Genomic DNA, 17,943 nt, shown 5'->3' with positions numbered 1-17,943 from the left:
CGTTCCTTTCTGTGGCCCGTGCGGGCGCTGTCCCCGTTCGGGCTCGTGGCCGTCGGGGAGTTCGGTGTGGTGTCGGGGTGCGCCGGTGGACCCCTCGTGGTGATGGGTGTGGTCAGGTGGGCATGTAGCCGGAACGGACGCCGTCGAACAGCCGGGTGAGCAGGCGCTTCCACTCGGCGCGGGACGCCTCGTCGAGCACGGCGTCCGTGCGCACGGCGTCGGTGCGGACGATCCAGTGCTTCGCGATCACCGCGACACCGTTCATCAGCGATCCGACGAGGAGCTCGGCGTCCAGGGGGTCGACGCCGGGGTTCCGGCGTGCGACCTCCTCGAGGAGTCGTCCCCCGACACGGCCGAACGCGGCGTCGGCGAGCGCGTTCGCGCGCTCGTCGGCCTCGCCGGGGACGCCGATGATCCGCGCGATGGTCATGATCGCGGTGGGCAGGTCCGCCTCGTCGACCGCCGTGGCGATCTCGTCGAACATCGACGCGCGGCTGCCGTCGCCCACCGGCGTCCGCTCGACCGACGCGAGGAACTCGTCGACGACGACGGCGAGGACGTCCGCGCAGACCGTGAGCAGGACGTCGTCGAGGGAGGCGAAGTGGTTGAAGACGGTGCGCCGGGCGACGTCGGCCCGTGCGGCGAGGTCGTCCACGCTGAACGCCGGCGACCCCTGCTCCTCGAGGAGCTGTCGTGCCGCCGACACGATCGCCGCCCGGTGCCGTGCCTTGAGGGCAGCGCGGCGGTCCGGTCGGGCGATGGTCACGTCTCAGACACTAGGTGCATCGTTGCACTCAGGGCAACTTCTCTGGGTGCATCCTCAGGGGCCGGTCAGCGTCGCTCGGTCAGCGTCGCTCGATCAGCGTCGCTCGATCAGCGTCGCTCGGTCAGCGTCGCTCGGTCAGCGTCGCTCGGTCGGTCGGATGGACAGCGACTCGACCGTGGCGCTCGGCGGCATGTCCACGACGACCCGGACCGTCCTGGCGACCGACTCCGCGGGCATCGCGAAGCGGCTGTCGTACTCGAGGCCCTCGCGCGCCACGAGCGCCCTCTGCATGTCGGTGTCCGTGCGGCCCGGGTGCACGCTCGCGACACGGACCCCGTTCGGGCGCTCCTCCTCGCGGAGGGCGTCCGTGAACGCGCGTGCTGCGAACTTCGACCCCGAGTAGACCGCACCGCCAGCGCCCGCGGTGAAGCCGGACCCGCTGTTCACCACCACGACGAGTCCTCGCGCCGCACGGAGCGCGGGGATCGCGAGCCGCGTCAGCTCCGCGACGGCGAAGACGTTCGCCGCGAACACCCGCCGCCAGACGTCGAGGTCCGTGTCCGCGATGCTGCCGCCCTCCTCGACGCCGGCCGAGTGGACGAGGACGTCGAGCACGGACGGGAGGCCCGGCACCGGTCCGGTGGTCAGGTCGCCGACGAACGGGGCCGCGCTCGGCAGGGTCCGGACGACGGCGTCGACCGCGGCGGCGTCACGCCCGCCGACGAGCACGTGGTGGGTCCGTCCGAGGTCCTCCGCGATCGCGCGGCCGATCCCGCGGGAGGCCCCGGTGACGAGGGCGATCGGACGGGATGCGGTGTTCTCGGTGTCGGTCACGTGAGCCAGCCTACGGATGGCGATCCGTGCCTCCCGGCCGACTCTCGGCGGCCACGCCGATCTCGTCGGTCACGCGGCGCAGGACCGGCGTGGGCGGAACTGTGCCGGTCACCGGGCTGCTCGACGCCCGTGGCGGCGGGTGCCTGCCGTGATCCGACGACCCAGGACGATGCAGGCGAACCCGACGGCGACGAGCGCGGTCACGAGCGCGAGCATCGCCGCCAAGCCGACCGTCCCGGTGAACGCGAGCACACGGGGCGTCTCGGTCTCGAGCTCCATCTCGGTGTGCTGCATCTCGTGGCGTTCGTCGTCGGGCGTGACAGCCGAGACGTCGTACACGACCGCGAGTCGCCCGGCGTCGACGTCCGTCGCGCTCACGGTGCGGGTCTCGGTGCACGTGGTCGACGTGCCCGGTGCGAGCACGGTCGCCGCACACTCCTGCGCCGTGTCCCGGCGCTGGTCCCGGGCACTGAGCCCGTGGAGCGTCACGGTCCCGGTGTTCTCGACCGACGTCGTGAACGTGACCGTCTGTCCCTGGCGCAGCGGCGGTGTCGCATCGGCGGACAGGCGGATGTCAGCACTGATCTCGGGCGCGATCGTCTCGGTCGCGTTCGCGGAGGCCAGCGTGAGGCGCTCACCGGCCGGTGTCGTGACGTCCGCGCTGGCGACCTCGCTGACGAGGCCGGCATCGACGTCGTCCTGCGTGAGCGTCCGGATGAACCGGCACTCGGCGGCGGTCGCCGGAGCGATCGTCGTCGTCGTGCAGGTCGCTGCAGCGTCCGTCGCTGCCGCATGCTTCGATGCTGCGTCCTTCGCCGCTGCGTGCGTCGGTGCTGCGTGCGTCGGTGCTGCGTGCGTCGGTGCTGCGTCCTCGCCGGAGGTGCCCGGTCCGTGGTCGACCACGAGGTCGTGCATGGTCACGTTGCCGAGGTTCTCGACCGTCGCGACGAAGGTCACCTCGGACCCGACGACGTGTCCGGATCCGGACTCGATCGCCAGCGACACCCGACCGCTCGGTGCGGCGGTGACCGGGAGACGGATCTCGGGCGCACCGAGATCGAGCCGGACGCCCGCGGGGGTCGTCGCTCCACCGGTGATGGTCGCCGTCACCACGGCGGCATCGACCTCGGCCTGGGTCACGGTGTGTCGCAGGTCGCACGTCGTCGTGGCGCCGGGTGCGAGCGGTCCGGTCGGGCACTCGAGCGCATCGTCCGCGTCCGCGAGGGCGAGCCCGTGGAGCGTGACGTTGCCCGTGTTCACGACCTCGGCGGAGAACACGACGTCCTGGCCCACCGCGATCCCGTCGCCGATGTCGGCGACCACGGCGAGCGTCGCGGCCTGCTGCGCGGGCACGACGACACGAGCGGCTGTCCGCCCGAGCTCGATGCCGGACTCCGTGGGTGACGAGCCTCGGACCACGGTGTCGACGGTGAGCCCGCCAGCGTCGACGTCGTCCTGGGTGACGGTGGTGCGGACGGTGCAGTCGCGGGATCCACCGGGCTCGAGCGGTGCCGTGTCACACGGGTCGACTGTGCCGCGGTCCGGGGTGAGCGACAGGTCCGTGATCGTGACGTTCCCGAGGTTCGCGACGGTGACGGTGTCGGTGACGACGTCGTCGACGGCGGGCTGTGCCGCAGCGTCGGTCCCCGAGGAGACGTCCGCGGCCACCCGCTGGGCGATCGGATCGGTCCGGTCGATCGTTCCGAGCACACCTCGGACGCCGGCCGGGGTGGACGCGAAGACGTCGCCGGCGACGTGGACGGACCCGGCATCGAGGTCGGCCTGGGTGATGGTCTGCGCCGCCGTGCAGGTGGTGGAACGTCCCGGGGCGATGTCCCCGCGTTCGCAGGTCGCGCCGACGAGCTCGATGTCCGAGAGGGTGACGTTGCCGGTGTTCTCGATCGTGCTCGTCCACGTCACGACGTCACCGACCGACGGCTCGGCCTTGATGTCCGACACGGTGCCGGTCGTGATGGCCGGTGCTGCGACCACGACGTCGTCGTGCGACGCTCGGACCAGTTCTGCCGCAGCGGCATCCGGGGCGGATCCGGAGACGATCGCACTCGAGGGCACGGTGCCGCGGTCGACGTCGGCCTGGGTCACCGTGTGGGTCGTGCGGCAGGTGGCCGAGGCACCCGGGGCGATCGTCCTCGGCGCGCACACGCCCGCCGTCGTCGCGGTCGTCACGCCGAGGCCGGAGAGGGTCACGTTGCCCGTGTTGCGCACCTCGGTCCTGGCCGTGACGACCTGCCCGACGGTGATGGCGTCACCGGCATCGGTCGTCATCGTCGCCGCGGCGGTCGCCGTCGCGGGGACGACATCCGTGTGACGAGCGGTCGTCAGCGTGGCCCGGTCACCCTGCGGACTCGTGCCGAGGACGTCCGCCACGAAGCGGACAGACCCGCGATCGACGTCTGCCTGCGTGAGCGGCTCGCCGGTCACGGCGCACGTGGTCGAGGCGCCGCGTGTCAGGGTCGTGGTCGCACAGGGTGCCGCCGAGCCGGACACCGGGTCGAGCGCGACGTCCGTCAGCGTGACTGCGCCGGAGTTCGTGATGGTGACCGTCGAGGTGATCCGGTCACCGACTGCGGGCACCGCGGCGGCGTCGGACACGACGGTCGCGGTTGCGCCGGGCTCGCCACGCACCTGGTCGGTCACCGAGGCCGATCCGAGGTTCCGACGATCGCCGGACGGTACGGCTCCCGACACGGTGGCGCGCTGCACGATCGTTCCCGCATCGGCGTCCGCGTCCGTCACGGTGTACGCGATGGCACAGGTCGCAGACCCGCCCGGAGCCAGTACGGCCGGGGAGCAGGGACGCGCCGCGCCGATCGATGCGGTGACCCGGAGACCGGAGAGCGTCGTGTTCCCGGTGTTGCGGACGGTGGTCGTGTACGCGACGGGATCACCGGGCTCGACGGCACCCGAGGCGTCCGAGCGGAGCGAGACGGTGGCGGTGGATCGCTGCTCCAGCGCGTCCGAGATCGACAGGGTCGTGCTCGGCGACTCACCACCCGCCGCCGTCCCGCGGACCGCGACGTCGAGCGGGACGACGCCTGCGTCGAGGTCGGCCTGCCGCAGCGTCCGGGTGATCGTGCACGAGCGTTCCGCACCCGGCGCGAGCGCCGCGGCGTCGCAGGCTCCGAGGGTTCCGGCCGATGGCTCCAGCGTGAGCCCGGTGATGCGCAGCGAACCCGTGTTGCGCACCGTTGCGGTGTAGGTCACGCGGTCCCCGGCCGCGGGAGCTGTTCCGAGGTCGGACGTCAGTGTGCCGGTGAGCGATGCTGCGCCTGCCAGTGGGACCGTGGCGCTGGCCGTGCCGAGGGCGACTGCGGCGCCGCCAGGGCTCGTGGCGGTCCCGGTCACCGTCGCTCGGAGCGATCCACGCTCCATGTCCGCCTGGGTGATCCGGACGGCCTGGGACCGGCACACCCTCGACGCACCCGCGTCCACGGTGGACGGGTCGCAGGTGATCGTGGTCGAGGGGTCCAATTGGAGTGCAAGGTCACGCAGCCGGACGTTGCCGGTGTTCTCGACGGTTCCCGACCACACCACGGTGTCGCCGGCGTTCGTCACCCCGTCGCCGTTCGTGTCCCGCAGAGCTCCGGCGAGACGGACCGTGCCGGCCGGCGCCTCGGGGACGGCGAAGAGCACGAGCGGTGTCGTGGACAGCAGGTCGAGCCAGCCGCCGCTGTTCCCGTCGCCGAGGTAGCGCCCGTTCGCGGGAGCGCCGTCGTCGTCGACCCGGAACGTGAAGAACCCCTCCGCCGTCAGTTCGGACCGGAACCGGAGGCAGCTCGCGGGGATGGTCGCGCTCGTGAACTCCAGGGACGACGAGGTGGCCGAGGTGTTCCGGCGGACGCAGGTACCGCCGACCTCGAGGACACCCACGTCGCCCGGAGCGGGGTAGAGCGCTGTCGTCGGGGTGGCCACGGTGTCCGTCCAGCCGCTGGACACGATCCCGACGAACGTCGTCTTTGCAGAGTTCTGCAGCGGACCGGACAGCCGGTCCGCCGTCGGCGCCACGCCCGCGCCGTCGATCGCGACCTGCGCCGCATCGGGCTCGGTCGCACCAGCAGCCTGCACGGCATCGGGCTCGGTCGCGCCAGCAGCCGGTGCGAGGCTGGTCGCCGCGATGCCCGCGAACAGCAGGAGTGCGATGCCGCCGTGCAGTCGAGCAGACGTGGGTGACGAACGGAACACAGGCACTCCAGGGAACGGGTGTCGACCTGGAGGCTCCAGGACCCCGACGATTGCCGGGACCCAGGAGAATATCAGATGTGAAACTGACGCATGCTAACTGTTGCGCCCACGACTCTGCCGGATCTCGATCCCCTGCAGGACGTCCTTCGCGCGCTGTTCGTCCTGCTTCTGGATCTGCGTGGTGTCGCGCTCCGGGAGCTGGATGTCCTCCTCCGCGTGGATGCCCGCCTGCAGCTCCCGTCCGCGTTCCAGCTCGGCGTCGAACTCCGCACCGAAGAGCAGTGCGTTGTTCGTGATCCAGATCCACAGCAGGAACACGATGACCCCACCGAGGGAGCCGTACGTGGCGTTGTAGTGCGAGAAGTTGCCGACGTAGAACGCGAACCCGACGCTCGCGATCAACCAGATGACGAGCGCCAGGATCGATCCGCCGCTCACCCACTTGAAGCCGGGCTGCCTGACGTTCGGCGACCAGTAGTAGAGCACCGCGATGATCACGACGGCGATCACGGCGAGGATCGGCCACTGCACGATGCTGAGCACCGTCGCGGTGACGTCGCCGAGCCCGACGAGGTCCCCGAAGTTCCGGGCGAGCGGCCCGCTGACGAGCGCGAGGAGACCGAGGACGAGCAGCACGACCGTGACGACCGTGACACCGAGCATGGTCGGCCGGAGCTTCCAGATCGGACGACCCTCACGGACGTTGTAGATGCGGTTCATCGCCCGGCCGAAGCCGCCGACGTACCCGGAGGCCGACCAGAGGGCGCCGACGAGTCCGACTATGAACGTCACCGGGGCCGCCGGCGACCGGACGAGGCCCTCGATCGGCGTCTTGAGGAGATCCGCGACCTGCGACGAGCCGGTGTTCTTGATGAGCTGGAGCAGTGTGTCGACCGTGCTCGGACCCTGGCCGACGAGCCCGAGGATGGAGACGATGGCAAGCAGCCCGGGGAACACCGCGAGCACCGTGTAGTAGGTCAGCCCCGCCGCGAGGTCGGTGCACTGGTCGCTGCTGAACTCCCGCAACGTCTTCTTGAGCGTGTACGTGAACGACGGCTTCGTCAGGTCGAGCGGGCTGTCGGCCTTGCCCCCGTCGTCGGGTTCCGGCTTGGAGTTCGTTGCCATGGTCGGGGTCCTTCGGCGCTACGGGGTGGAGGCTGGGACGGCAGCTGGCGTCGTCGTGGGCGACACGACGGATGCCGTCGTGTCGACGGGGAGCGCCCCGTCGACGAGATCGCGCTGGTCAGCGGATCATCTTGGACTGGCGTTTGCGCATCGACTTCTGGAGCTTCTTCGCGCGGGTTCGTTCCTTCTTGCGGAGGTCGTCCGCCTCGTCCTGCGACAACGCGGCGGACCGCCTGCCGACCTTCGTGCCGGCACGTCCGGATCGACCGCGCGCATCGACGGGCAGGATCACCGCACCGAACCCACGGTCGAGGTGGCCGGCCTCGGATCGGCCGATGAGCGTCCCGCCGACGATCGCGGCGACACCCGCGACGGCGGTCACCGCCATCGCGACGAGCGGCGTCGGGTCGCGATGCAGTCGCTGCTTCGTCCGCGCGACGAGGAGGCGCCAGCGCTCGGGGACGTTCGACTTCTGCTTGATGCGTGCGACGGTCCGCTCGAGGTGCTCCCGGGTGCGGACGTTCGCCAGCTCGAGCTCGGGGACACTCTGTCCCGGTTCCTTCGCCACGGAGCCCCTAGCTCCCGGATCCGCTGTCGGCCGCGTCGTCCGCGGCCTTCTTCGCGCTCTCGGCACCGCTCTTTGCCGCATCGGTGGCCTTGTCGACGGCGTCGGCGGCCTTCGAGCCCGCGGCGACCACCTTGTCGGCGGCGTCGTCGTGCCCCGCTGCGGAGACGCGGTCGCGGACGGCTTCGGTCGCGGTCGCCGCGGCGTCCTTGATCTTGTTGCCGACGACCGGGGCCTTGTCCTTGACGAACTCCTCGGCCTCGTGGATGCCCTTCTGCACGTTCGGGTCCGTCCAGACGTCCTGCGCGCGGGTCTTGAGCTTCTCGTAGGAGCCGCGTCCGGCGCGTGCGCCGAGCACGAACCCCAGACCGAGACCGGTGATGAACAGCAGTTTGCCCCTCATGGTGTTCCTCTCATCGTCGTGCAGTGTTGTTCCTGGATACACGCTCGGGGTGGGGGCGGGTGACACTTTGCGGGCAAAGCGACAGACCACGCCGGAAGTTCGCAGCCTCAGTGTCGTTCTGCGGCGAAACCGACAGCCGGCGCAAGGGGCCGCGCGCGGCCGCGGGAGCGCGGCCGCGGGAGCTCGTGCTCAGTGCGCGGCGACGTACCCGATGAGCGTCATCGTCACGAGGAACCCCGCCAGGTAGTTGATCCACAGGAACCGCCGCCACCCCCGGTTCGCCGCGGCGGCTCCGGCGTCGGTGACGTTCCACCACGGCAGGACGTTCAGCGCGTACGGCACGACGATCACCGCCGCGATCGGTCCCGGGAAGTCCGTGAACAGCATCACCACGCCCGCGACGAGGTACGCCGCGAACGCGAGCCGGACCGTCGCCCGGGCCCCGATCACCGTCGCGACCGAGCCGATCCCACCCTCGCGGTCCGCCTCGATGTCCTGCACGGCGCCGAACGCGTGACTCGCCACACCCCAGAGGAAGTAGGCAGCGCACACCGCGACGAGCGCCCCTGTCCAGTGCGGACCGGCGAGCACGAGCCCGTAGACCGCGGGGGAGACGAAGTGGGTGCTCGACGTCATGGAGTCGAGGAACGGACGCTCCTTGAACCGGAGCACCGGCGCGGAGTAGGCGATCACGGCGAACACGCTGATCGCCAGGAGGAGCCAGCTCCACGGATCGCCGAGCAACACCAGGGCCACGAGGAACGGCACGTTGGTGACGACCACCGCGATCAGGGTGGTGCGGTGCACGCTGCGGTCGAGGAGCGCGCCCTCCACACCGCCCTTCCGGGGGTTCACGAGGTCGGACTCGTAGTCGAACACGTCGTTGATGCCGTACATCGCGAGGTTGTAGGGCACCAGGAAGTAGACGACGCCGATGAGGAACACGGCGATGTGGAACCGGTCCCCGGTCCCGCCGAGCAGCACACCGCTCCCGAGCAGGTAGGCGGCCGCGAACGGGTAGGCGGTGTTCACCCAGCTGATCGGTCGCGACGAGACGAAGAGCGCGTTGAGCGTCGACGGCCGGGAGGCACGGGCTGCGGTCATCGGGGTCCCCTCCGCCCGGCGTCGGGTCGCGCTGGTGCGGGTGTGCACAGGACCCAGAGGCTCGGCAGGAGCACCACGGCGGCGATCGCGTAGGCCAGGTCCTCGATCGGCAGGAACCCGATGTGCACGCCGCTGATCAGGCGCGGGTCGTAGGCGACGATGCCCGTCCCGACGATGACGTTGTCGAAGACGATCGTCATCACGAGGAGCACCGCGCCCACGAGGACCCCCGTCACGACGGTCCGCGCACGCAGGTCCGTGATCGCTGTGCGACCCGCGGCGGCCGCTGCCCGACGCCGCGCGACCACGGCGGCGACGACACCGACGACCACGACGGCCAGCAGGAACCACATGTCGAGCAGCGCGTAGGTGCCGTGCCCGGCCGTCATCCGCGAGCCCCGTCGACCCGGCGGGCGTCGATGCCGCTCCGATCGGCGCGCGCACGGACGCGCGGGGCGACGAACCCGACGAGGTCCATGGTCACGTAGCAGAGCAGCGCGAGGAAGAAGAGCTCCTCGACCGGCACCTCGGGCGCGACCATCACACCGGTCAGGAGCACGGTGTCGCCGACGAAGAACACCCCGAGCCCGATCCCCGTGAGGTCCCAGACCAGGAAGAACACGATGCCGACGACCATCACCACGGCGGCCCGGACGGGTGCGCGCCAGAAGAACAGCCCGAACCGGCGGTCGAGCACCGTCATCCCGACGAGCGCGACCACGAGGCCGAGCAGGTACAGACCGGGCATCAGGCGACCGGGCCGTCGGGAGCTTCGGATGCGACGACCGCGGGCGCTGTCGCAGGCGCAGGCGCAGGCGCTGGCGCGGTCGCAGTCGCAGTCGCAGGCGCAGGACGCTTCCGCGGCGCACGCGGTGCGCGCGGCGTCGTCGAGGTCGTCGCGGGCTCGGCCGCGGCACGCGGCGGGACGGACACGTGGCGTTCGAGCGGCTCCGGCAGCGGCTCGGTCGTCGTGTCGCCGTGGATCCGTTTGACGAGCACCTCGGCGCTGATGATGCACATCGGCAGACCGATCCCGGGGATCGTCGACGAGCCGGCGTAGAACAGCCCCTCGACCTTGCTCGACTTGTTGCGCGCCCGGAAGAACGCGCTCTGGCGGAGCGTGTGCGCCGGCCCGAGCATGCTCCCGCTCCACGAGTTGTACTGCTCCAGGAAGTCCTGGGGTCCGACCGTCCGGCGGACCCGGATGCGGTCCACGAGGTCGGGGACCCCGGCCCGCTCGGCGATCATCGCGATCGCCCGGTCGGCGATCCGCTCGACCTGCCAGTCCCCCGCGCCGTCGACACCGCCGCGGCCGATCGCGACGTCCGCCGGCAGCGGCACCAGCACGAACAGGTTGCTGCTCCCGGGCGGCGCCGTGGCGGGGTCGACGCCGGTCGGCGCGCAGACGTAGATCGACGCCGGATCCGGGACGTGCCGTTCCTTGCCGAAGACCGCCCCGAAGTTCGCGTGCCAGTCCTCGGTGAACACCAGGGTGTGGTGCAGCAGCCCCGGGACCGGTCCGTCGATCCCGAGGTAGACGAGGACCGCGCTCGGTCCGGGGTCGCGCTTGTCCCAGTACCCGGTGTCGTGCGTCCGGTGCTCCCGGTCGAGCAGCTGCATCTCGGTGTGGTGGAGGTCCGCGGCGCTCACGACGACGTCGGCGGGCTCGAAGCGCACCGCGCCGTCCTGGTCGCGGTGGTGGACACCGGTCGCGTGGCCGTCGACGACCTCGATGCGCTCGACCCGGGAGCCGGCGACGATCGTGGCCCCCTCGGCCCTGGCCATCCGCTCGACGGCCTGGATGAGCGCCGTGATGCCACCGCGCGGGTAGAGCACCCCGTCGGCGAGGTCGAGGTGGCTCATGAGGTGGTACATGCTCGGCGCGGAGTACGGGCTCGCGCCGAGGAACACGGCCGGGTACCCGAGGATCTTCTGCAGTCGTTCGTCGCGCACCGAGGACGCCGCGAAGGATGCGAGGGGTTCGGTGAGCAGGCGGACGAGCTTCGCCGTGCGCTTCAGGACGTCGGGCCGCGCGAGCTTGGTGATGTCCTCGAACGTCGTGTACAGGAACCGGCGGATCGCCATGTCGTAGGTGTCCGCGGCCGAGTCGAGGTACTTCGCCATCCGAGCCCCGGCGCCGGGCTCGACGGCCTCGAACACGGCGAGGTTCGCGTCACGCGAGGCGGCGAGGTCGATCGGCTCGTCCTGGCCCTCGTAGTACACGCGGTACCCGGGGTCGAGCTTCACGAGGTCGAGCTGCTCGTCCGCGGTCGTGCCGAGCAGCCGGAAGAAGTGGTCGAACACCTCGGGCATCAGGTACCAGCTCGGCCCGGTGTCCCACCGGAAGCCCTCGGACTCCCACGACCCCGCCCGCCCGCCGAGCTCGGACCGCTGCTCGAGCACCGTCACCGCGTAGCCGTCGCGCGCGAGCAGCGCCGCCGACGCCAGACCACTGATCCCGCCGCCGATCACCACCGCGCGCTGGACCGGCACGCTCCGAGGTGCCGCGTCGCGGGATGCCGGAGCCCGCCGTGTCGTCGAGGCGGGTCGTCGTGTCGGACTCATGCCGTGCCTCCCGGCCGTTGGGTCGTACCGGACGCTGCGCGATCGCGCGACCGTCCTGCCAGCAGCACGCGTGCCGCCAGCCGTGCCTTCACCGCATCCGGCACGCGGATGCGCGTCGTGATCAGTGTGCGAGCGGGGGTGCGTCGGATCCGCTCGTTGAGCTCGGCGAAGAGCGCGTGGGCGAGCGCCACCGCTCGTCGGCTGTGCGCCGGCAGGAGCGGGATCGCCCTGGCCGCCGCGTCGAGGTCCGCCTGCACGTCTGCGACGAGCCGGTCCTTCGTCGCCTCGTCGAACGTGTCGACGTCGACCCCGGGGAAGTACGAGCGGCCGAGCTCGGAGAAGTCCGCGCGGAGGTCCCGCAGGAAGTTGACCTTCTGGAACGCCGCGCCGAGGCTCCGCGCCCCGGCGACGAGCACCGCCTCGTCCGATGTCGATCGCCCGGCCCCGGCTCCCCTGCCCGGTGCGGACAGGAACGCGCGGAGACACATCAGCCCGACGACCTCGGCCGACCCGTCGACGTACTCCGCGAACGAGGCGTCGTCGTGCTCGGTCTTCGTCAGGTCCGCACGCATCGAGCGGAAGAACGGGCGGGTGAGCTCGGCGCCGAAGCCGACCTGCCGTGCGGTCCGCGCGAACGCGTGCACGACCGGGTTCACCGAGAAGCCGACGAGCATCGCCCGCTCGGTGTCCTGCTCGAGCTCGTCGAGGACGGTCCGCGCGAGGTCGGTGTCGAGACCCGCCTCCGTCGCCGGGCCGTCGACGACCTCGTCCGCGACCCTGACGAGCGCGTAGACGTGTTCGATGTGCTCGCGGACGTCATTCCGGAGCAGCCGCGACGCGAGCCCGAACGACGTCGAGTAGCGGTGGATGACGACCGACGACGCGGCGTCCGCGGTCGCGTCGTAGAGACCGAGACCGGTCCTCTTCGTGGGCGGCTCGATGCTCCGCGCCGACCCTGCGGGGTCGGACTCGACGCGCCGGCTCATCGCACGCGGTCCACGAGCTCGGCGACGAGTGCGTCGAGTCGGCAGCGCAGGTCGTCCGGCACGTCGGCGAGCGCCGCGGACGCGAGCCCCGTGTACCGCGCGACGCGGTCCCTGGCCATGTCGAGCGCACCGGAGCAGCGCAGACGGAAGCGGATGGTCTCGGCCTGGTCGGGGGTCAGGTCGGGGCGGCCGAGGAGCGGTTCGATCGCGTGCCAGTGCTCGGTCGTCGCGGCGTGCGCGATCAGCACCGTCCGCTTGCCCTCGCGCAGGTCGCCGATCGCGGTCTTGCCGGTCATGCCCTCGTCCCCGAAGACCCCGAGGATGTCGTCGACGATCTGGTAGGCGATGCCGACCTCGCGCCCGAACGTTCCGAGCGCTCGCACGATCGCCTCGTCCGCACCGGCGAGCACCGCGCCGGACTGCAGCGGGGCCTCGAACGAGTACACCGAGGTCTTCGCCCGCTCCATCGCGATGATCTCGTCGACGGACGGCATCATGCCGAGGGACAGGTCGACGTCGGCCATCTCGCCCGCCGCGCTCGCGAACACCGCCTCGTCGAGGATGTCGAGCAGCCGAGCGCGCCGTTCACCGTCGACACCGCTCGACTCGATGAGCCGCGGGGCCCCGGCGAGCGCGATGTCCCCGGCGATGACCGCCGCACTCGTGCCGCGGTGCTCGGCCGCCGGTGTGGCGATGCCGCCGGTCGCGGCCTGGTCGCGGAAGGAGCCCGCGACGTTCGGGACGCCGCGGCGCGACCAGTCCCGGTCGATGACGTCGTCGTGCACGACGAGCGCGGTGTGCAGGAGTTCGTAGGCGGCGCCGACGTGCGCGGCCGCGTGGAGGTCCGAGCCCCCGAGACCGGCGTAGGCGGTGATGACCATGCGGGGCCGGAACTGCTTGCCGCCGCGGCTGGCCTTTCGGAGCACTCGCACGAGCTCCTCGGACGGACGCCCGTACGCGCGGGCGCGCTGCCCGGCTAGTCTGAAGAACCGATCGAGGCAGTCGTCGACCATCGCCAGCCCGTCCTGGGCCACAGCGGTCGCGTCCTCGTCCATCGTCCCAACCTATCGAAGGCCATGTCACAGTTCCCGGAATCCGTCGTCCTGCTCGCCGAGGACGGCTCGCCCATCGGCACCGCCGACAAGTTCGCCGTCCACACCGAGACGACCCCGCTCCACCTGGCCTTCAGCTGCCACGTCACGAACACCGACGGCGAGCTCCTGGTGACCCGCCGGGCGCTCTCGAAGCTGACGTGGCCCGGCGTCTGGACGAACACGTTCTGCGGACACCCCGGTCCGGACGAGACGTTCGAGGACGCGATCGCCCGCCGCGCCTCCCGCGAGCTCGGCATCACGGTGTCCGGAGTCGAGAGCGTGCTGCCGGACTTCCGGTACCGGGCGGTCGACGCATCGGGGATCGTCGAGAACGAGATCTGCCCGGTGTTCCGCGCGGTCACGACCGACGTCCCGGCTCCGGCGGCGGACGAGGTCGCCGAGTGGGCGTGGGTGCCAGAGGACGCGCTCCGCGCAGCCGTCGAGGCCGCACCGTTCGCGTTCAGCCCATGGCTCGGATGGCAGCTCGCGGCGCTGCCGACCCGCATCGTCGGCTGAGCGGCGGCACGGCGCGCACGCTCGACCCGGACCAGGCCGACCGCCTGTGGGACGTGAGCGAGGCGCTCGTCGGCTGACGGGCCTCCCGGCCGACCATCGCGGCCAGCCGCTCGTCAGCCGGCCGATGGGACCATGGTCCGCATGTCGACGACTGCCACCTCGCGCGCCACGGCGATCCTCGGCGCCCTCGGCGACGACCCGGTGATCGCGAGCGTCAAGGACGCCGACGCACTCGACCGCGTCCTCGCGTCCGACCGGCGCATCGTGTTCCTGCTCTTCGGATCGGTGCTCGACATCGAGGCCACCGTCGCCCGCTGCAAGGCCGCCGGCCGGACGGTGCTCGTCGACGTCGATCTGCTCGACGGGTTCTCAGGACGCGACATCGTCGTCGAGTGGCTCGCGACGCGGACCGAGGCCGACGGCGTGCTCTCCACCAAGTCGGGGGTCGTCAAGGCCGCCAAGCGCGCGGGTCTGATGGCCGTGCAGCGGTTCTTCCTGGTGGACTCGTTCTCGTACCACCAGCTGCCGCGGGTCGTCGCGCAGTCCGACCCCGACGCGATCGAGATCCTGCCGGGGTGCATGCCCCGGGTCATCGGGTGGCTCCGCGCCGACCTCACGACGCCGATCATCGCCGGCGGCCTGGTGTGCGACAAGGCCGACGTGATGGCGGCGCTCGGGGCCGGCGCCCTCGCGGTGGCGTCCTCCGACCGGGCCGTGTGGAGCATGTGACCGGAGCCGTCGGCGTCTAGCCCGTGATCGCCGCCGTCCTACGGTAGATCGCGTCGGTGTGCTCCCGCACGTCACGGTGCACCGCGCCGAGTGCCCGGTAGACGTCGGCGTGCTCGGGCCGCGGCTGGTGGCGGTCCCGCTCGACGACCATCGCGGCGACGGCGTCCGCGAACGACGGGAACACACCCGTCCCGACGGCCGCGCAGATCGCTGCACCCCGCCCGGCCGCGCTGTCCCCGACGACACGGATCGCCGGCATCTCGAACGCGTCGGCCATGATCTGCATCATCAGGTCCGAGGACGACCCGCCGCCGGAGACCACGACCCGCCCGTAGCGGACGCCGAGCTCGTCCGCCATCGCGCGGGTCCGGTCGGCCATCGTCATCGCGATGCCCTCGAGGATCGACCGGTACACGTGCGCCCGACCCTGGCGACCGTCGAACCCGAGGATGCTGCCCTTCCGGAACGACGCCTCGGCCGGTGCGAGCCAGTCGAGCACCGTCAGGAGTCCGTCCGAGCCCGCGGGGACCTCGGCGGCCTCGACGTTCAGGAGCTCCTCGATCCGGGTCCCGGCGGCCGCTGCGGCATCCGCGGCGGCGGTGCCCAGCAGGTCGCGGAACCAGCTCACCGTCCACATGCCCCGCCGGATCCCGCCACTCTCGTAGAGGTACTCCCCCGGTTCGCTCGCGAAGTTCGTCCAGAACGCCGTCGGCTCGGACCGGTTCGTCGTGCCGACCGACATCCCGGCGATGTAGGTGCCGAGCGACACGAGCACGGACGCGGGGTCGACGAGCCCGCACCCGAGCGCCTCGACCGCCTTGTCGTTGGCCGTCGCGACCACCGGCAGACCGGCCGGGAGGCCCGTGGCCGCGGCCGCCGCGCCCGTCACCGTCCCGAGCACGTCACCGGGCATCACCAGCTCGAACAGCATCGAGCGGTCCATGCCCGTCTCCGCGTACGCGCGGTCGTCGGTCGACCACGCCCACGTGTCCGTGTCGATCGGCCAGACGCCCTGGTGGTTCGCCGCGGTGTCCCGGAACACGCCCGTGAGTCGGTGGGTGACGTACCCGGAGGTCGTCGTCACCCACCGGACGTCACGGTGTCCGGGTCGGTCGGGCTCGTACGCCCGGGCGACCCGCTCGTCCATCCAGCTGAGGACCGGCTGCGCCAGCGAGCCGTCCTCGCGGAGCAGGGCGCGGCAGAACCGGATGGTGCAGAGCCCCACCCCGACGATCTCGGACGGGTCCCCGGCGAAGCCGTCCATCGCGATCCGACACGCGGCCGCGATGGAGTCCCAGATGTCGTCGTCGGGGTGCTCGACCACGCCGGGCCGTGGCGTGTGGTTCGGTCGGAGCGCCACCCGTCCTTCGCTGGCGACGACGCCGTGTTCGTCGAAGATCGTGACCTTCGAGCTCTGCGATCCGTTGTCGATGCCGATGAGGTAGCGGGGCATGGTGTCGTCGTTCCAGTCGTCCGGGTGGATGGGCTCAGGCGCGCGGCGCGGCAGACGCCGCGGCGGCGCTCGCTGCGGCTGCGGTCGCCGCGTTCTCGGCCGCGGGCTGGATCGCTCCGCGGACCGGGAAGATCGTGCCCTTGTTCATGATCCCGTTCGGGTCGAACGCCTCCTTGAGCCCGGCGAGGATCGGGTACGCGGTGCCGTGCTCGGCGAGCGTCCACGGCGTGCGGTACTTGCCGATCCCGTGGTGGTGCACCATCGAGCCGCCGTGCCGGAGCGCCTCCTCGACGATGATCGCGTTGAGCGGGATGTGGTACTTCTCGATCTCCTGCTCCGGCGTGCAGTCGATGCGGTAGTCGTAGACGAAGTACATGTTCGTCCCGGTCTGGTAGCTGTGCGACGAGTGCCCGCCGAGCATCGTCAGGTCGTCCGCGTGCGGGTACTCCTCGCGCACACGGCGCATCACCGCGTCGTAGACGTCGCCCACGGCGGACCAGTCCGCCGAGACCTCGGTCGTGTAGCCGAGCTGCTGGGACTCGAGCATCGTGCGCTTCTCGGCGTCGATCTTGTCCTGGCCCCAGTTGAGGTTGTCGAACCACGCCTCGATGAGCGACGGGTCCACGGTCTCGTGGGGGTGCTGCGCGATCACGCGGTCGATCTCGTCGCTCGTCGCGCCGACGATGCCCGCGGGACCCTCGGCGACGAACACGACGACGCACTTGCCCTTCGAAAAGTGCGCGAAGTGCTGGTTCGCGTCCTCCGGCGAGTAGAGGCGGACCACGGAGGGGTGGAAGCCGTTCGTGATGACCTCGCGGAGGATCGCGATGCCCGTGCGCATGTCGTCGACGAGCGCGCCGTGGAACCGGTTGTTCTCCGGCATGTACTTGAACACCTTGATCGTGACCTCGGTGACGAAGCACAGGGCGCCCTCGTTCCCGATCACGACGTGGCGGATGTCCGGGCCGGCGGCACGGCGCGGGACGCTCTTGATGCGCGTGACCTCGCCGCCGGGGAACACCGCCTCGAGCCCCATCACCATGTCCTCGATCGCACCGTAGAGCGTGGAGAACTGCCCGATGGACCGGGTCGCGACGAGCCCGCCGTACTGCGCGAGGGGCTTCGACTGGGGCGAGTGGCCCGTGGTCAGACCCTGCTCACGGAGCAGGTCCTCGAGCACCTGGAGCTGCACGCCGGCCTGCACGGTGACCTGCATGTCCTCGGGGTCGATCGACAGGACGCGGTCCATCCGCGAGCCGTCGAGGACGATGGTGTCGACGACGCTCGTCTCGAGACCGCCCTCGGTGCCGGTCCGGCCGGTGCGCGGGACGACGTTGACGAGGTTGTCGTTCGCGAAGCGCAGGACCGCGGCGACGTCCTCGGTGGACTCCGCGTACACGATCGCGACGGGCATCGGGGCGTCGTGGATGCCGTGCACGGACTGGTACTTCTTGAACCGGTCGACGCTCGCCTCACGGAGGGCTGCCTCGTCGGTGTCGATCTTGGCGGTGCCGAGCAGGTCGGTGAGCGCGGCGAGGATGTCGGCACGCTCGAGCGTTGCGATGGAGTCGATCATGGGGATCAGGGTCCTTTCGTGGGG

At 71.3% G+C, this 17,943-nt stretch carries 16 protein-coding genes; 2 read left to right on the top strand and 14 right to left on the bottom strand.

Annotation, left to right across the window (positions count from 1 at the left end):
* Positions 1-112 precede the first annotated feature (112 nt).
* The 12 genes from ASF23_RS14370 to ASF23_RS14315 all read right to left on the bottom strand — a co-directional run bounded on the left by ASF23_RS14370 (position 113) and on the right by ASF23_RS14315 (position 13,606).
* Positions 113-766, bottom strand: a complete 654-nt coding sequence (locus ASF23_RS14370; protein ID WP_055955071.1) for a TetR/AcrR family transcriptional regulator — start codon at positions 764-766, stop codon at positions 113-115.
* A 135-nt stretch (positions 767-901) separates the two neighbouring features.
* The gene (locus ASF23_RS14365) at positions 902-1,600 is read right to left on the bottom strand and encodes an SDR family oxidoreductase (RefSeq protein ID WP_055955068.1); all 699 of its coding nucleotides are present in this window, start codon (positions 1,598-1,600) and stop codon (positions 902-904) included.
* Between the two features lie 108 nt (positions 1,601-1,708).
* Positions 1,709-5,803 carry a DUF7507 domain-containing protein gene (locus ASF23_RS14360; RefSeq protein WP_055955066.1) on the bottom strand — a complete coding sequence of 1,365 codons (4,095 nt, stop codon included), beginning with the start codon at positions 5,801-5,803 and terminating at the stop codon, positions 1,709-1,711.
* A 93-nt stretch (positions 5,804-5,896) separates the two neighbouring features.
* The gene (locus ASF23_RS14355) at positions 5,897-6,928 is read right to left on the bottom strand and encodes a YihY/virulence factor BrkB family protein (protein WP_055955063.1); all 1,032 of its coding nucleotides are present in this window, start codon (positions 6,926-6,928) and stop codon (positions 5,897-5,899) included.
* A 118-nt stretch (positions 6,929-7,046) separates the two neighbouring features.
* A complete protein-coding gene (locus tag ASF23_RS14350) occupies positions 7,047-7,496 on the bottom strand; it encodes a hypothetical protein (RefSeq protein ID WP_055955060.1) in 450 nt (149 codons plus the stop codon).
* Positions 7,497-7,503: 7 nt separating this feature from the next.
* Positions 7,504-7,896: a hypothetical protein gene (locus ASF23_RS14345; RefSeq protein WP_055955056.1), complete on the bottom strand. Its 393-nt coding sequence runs from the start codon at positions 7,894-7,896 to the stop codon at positions 7,504-7,506.
* 189 nt (positions 7,897-8,085) lie between these two features.
* Entirely contained in the window at positions 8,086-9,000 is a 915-nt protein-coding gene (locus ASF23_RS14340) for a prenyltransferase (protein WP_055955537.1), read from the bottom strand.
* Positions 8,997-9,389 (bottom strand): lycopene cyclase domain-containing protein, encoded by a 393-nt coding sequence (locus ASF23_RS14335; protein WP_235510904.1) that lies wholly within the window; start codon positions 9,387-9,389, stop codon positions 8,997-8,999. The genes ASF23_RS14340 and ASF23_RS14335 overlap by 4 nt, the downstream gene beginning before the upstream one ends.
* Positions 9,386-9,748: a lycopene cyclase domain-containing protein gene (locus tag ASF23_RS14330; RefSeq protein ID WP_055955053.1), complete on the bottom strand. Its 363-nt coding sequence runs from the start codon at positions 9,746-9,748 to the stop codon at positions 9,386-9,388. Before ASF23_RS14330 ends, ASF23_RS14335 begins: the two co-directional genes overlap by 4 nt.
* Complete coding sequence (gene crtI, locus ASF23_RS14325) at positions 9,748-11,565, bottom strand: phytoene desaturase family protein (RefSeq protein ID WP_082474187.1); 1,818 nt, start codon at positions 11,563-11,565, stop codon at positions 9,748-9,750. The genes ASF23_RS14330 and crtI overlap by 1 nt, the downstream gene beginning before the upstream one ends.
* Positions 11,562-12,551, bottom strand: a complete 990-nt coding sequence (locus ASF23_RS14320) for a phytoene/squalene synthase family protein (protein WP_082474186.1) — start codon at positions 12,549-12,551, stop codon at positions 11,562-11,564. The genes crtI and ASF23_RS14320 overlap by 4 nt, the downstream gene beginning before the upstream one ends.
* On the bottom strand, positions 12,548-13,606 hold the full coding sequence (locus tag ASF23_RS14315; RefSeq protein WP_082474185.1) for a polyprenyl synthetase family protein: 1,059 nt from the start codon (positions 13,604-13,606) through the stop codon (positions 12,548-12,550). The genes ASF23_RS14320 and ASF23_RS14315 overlap by 4 nt, the downstream gene beginning before the upstream one ends.
* 21 nt (positions 13,607-13,627) lie before the next feature.
* Here ASF23_RS14315 and idi point away from each other — a divergent pair, with 21 nt between their 5' ends.
* Together idi and ASF23_RS14305 are read left to right on the top strand one after the other, a co-directional pair.
* Positions 13,628-14,161 (top strand): isopentenyl-diphosphate Delta-isomerase, encoded by a 534-nt coding sequence (gene idi / locus ASF23_RS14310; RefSeq protein WP_055955050.1) that lies wholly within the window; start codon positions 13,628-13,630, stop codon positions 14,159-14,161.
* Between the two features lie 141 nt (positions 14,162-14,302).
* Complete coding sequence (locus tag ASF23_RS14305; protein WP_055955527.1) at positions 14,303-14,890, top strand: glycerol-3-phosphate responsive antiterminator; 588 nt, start codon at positions 14,303-14,305, stop codon at positions 14,888-14,890.
* A 16-nt stretch (positions 14,891-14,906) separates the two neighbouring features.
* On the opposite strand, the gene ASF23_RS14300 is transcribed toward ASF23_RS14305, so the two are convergent.
* Positions 14,907-16,343, bottom strand: coding sequence for an FGGY-family carbohydrate kinase (locus tag ASF23_RS14300; RefSeq protein ID WP_055955046.1), 1,437 nt, complete (start codon positions 16,341-16,343; stop codon positions 14,907-14,909).
* 34 nt (positions 16,344-16,377) lie between these two features.
* The gene (locus ASF23_RS14295; protein ID WP_055955043.1) at positions 16,378-17,919 is read right to left on the bottom strand and encodes an FAD-binding oxidoreductase; all 1,542 of its coding nucleotides are present in this window, start codon (positions 17,917-17,919) and stop codon (positions 16,378-16,380) included.
* Between the last annotated feature and the right edge of the window lie 24 nt (positions 17,920-17,943).

The organism is Curtobacterium sp. Leaf261 (genome assembly GCF_001422205.1).
Taxonomy (GTDB): Bacteria; Actinomycetota; Actinomycetes; order Actinomycetales; family Microbacteriaceae; genus Curtobacterium.
This window is presented reverse-complemented; position numbering and strand designations above follow the sequence as displayed.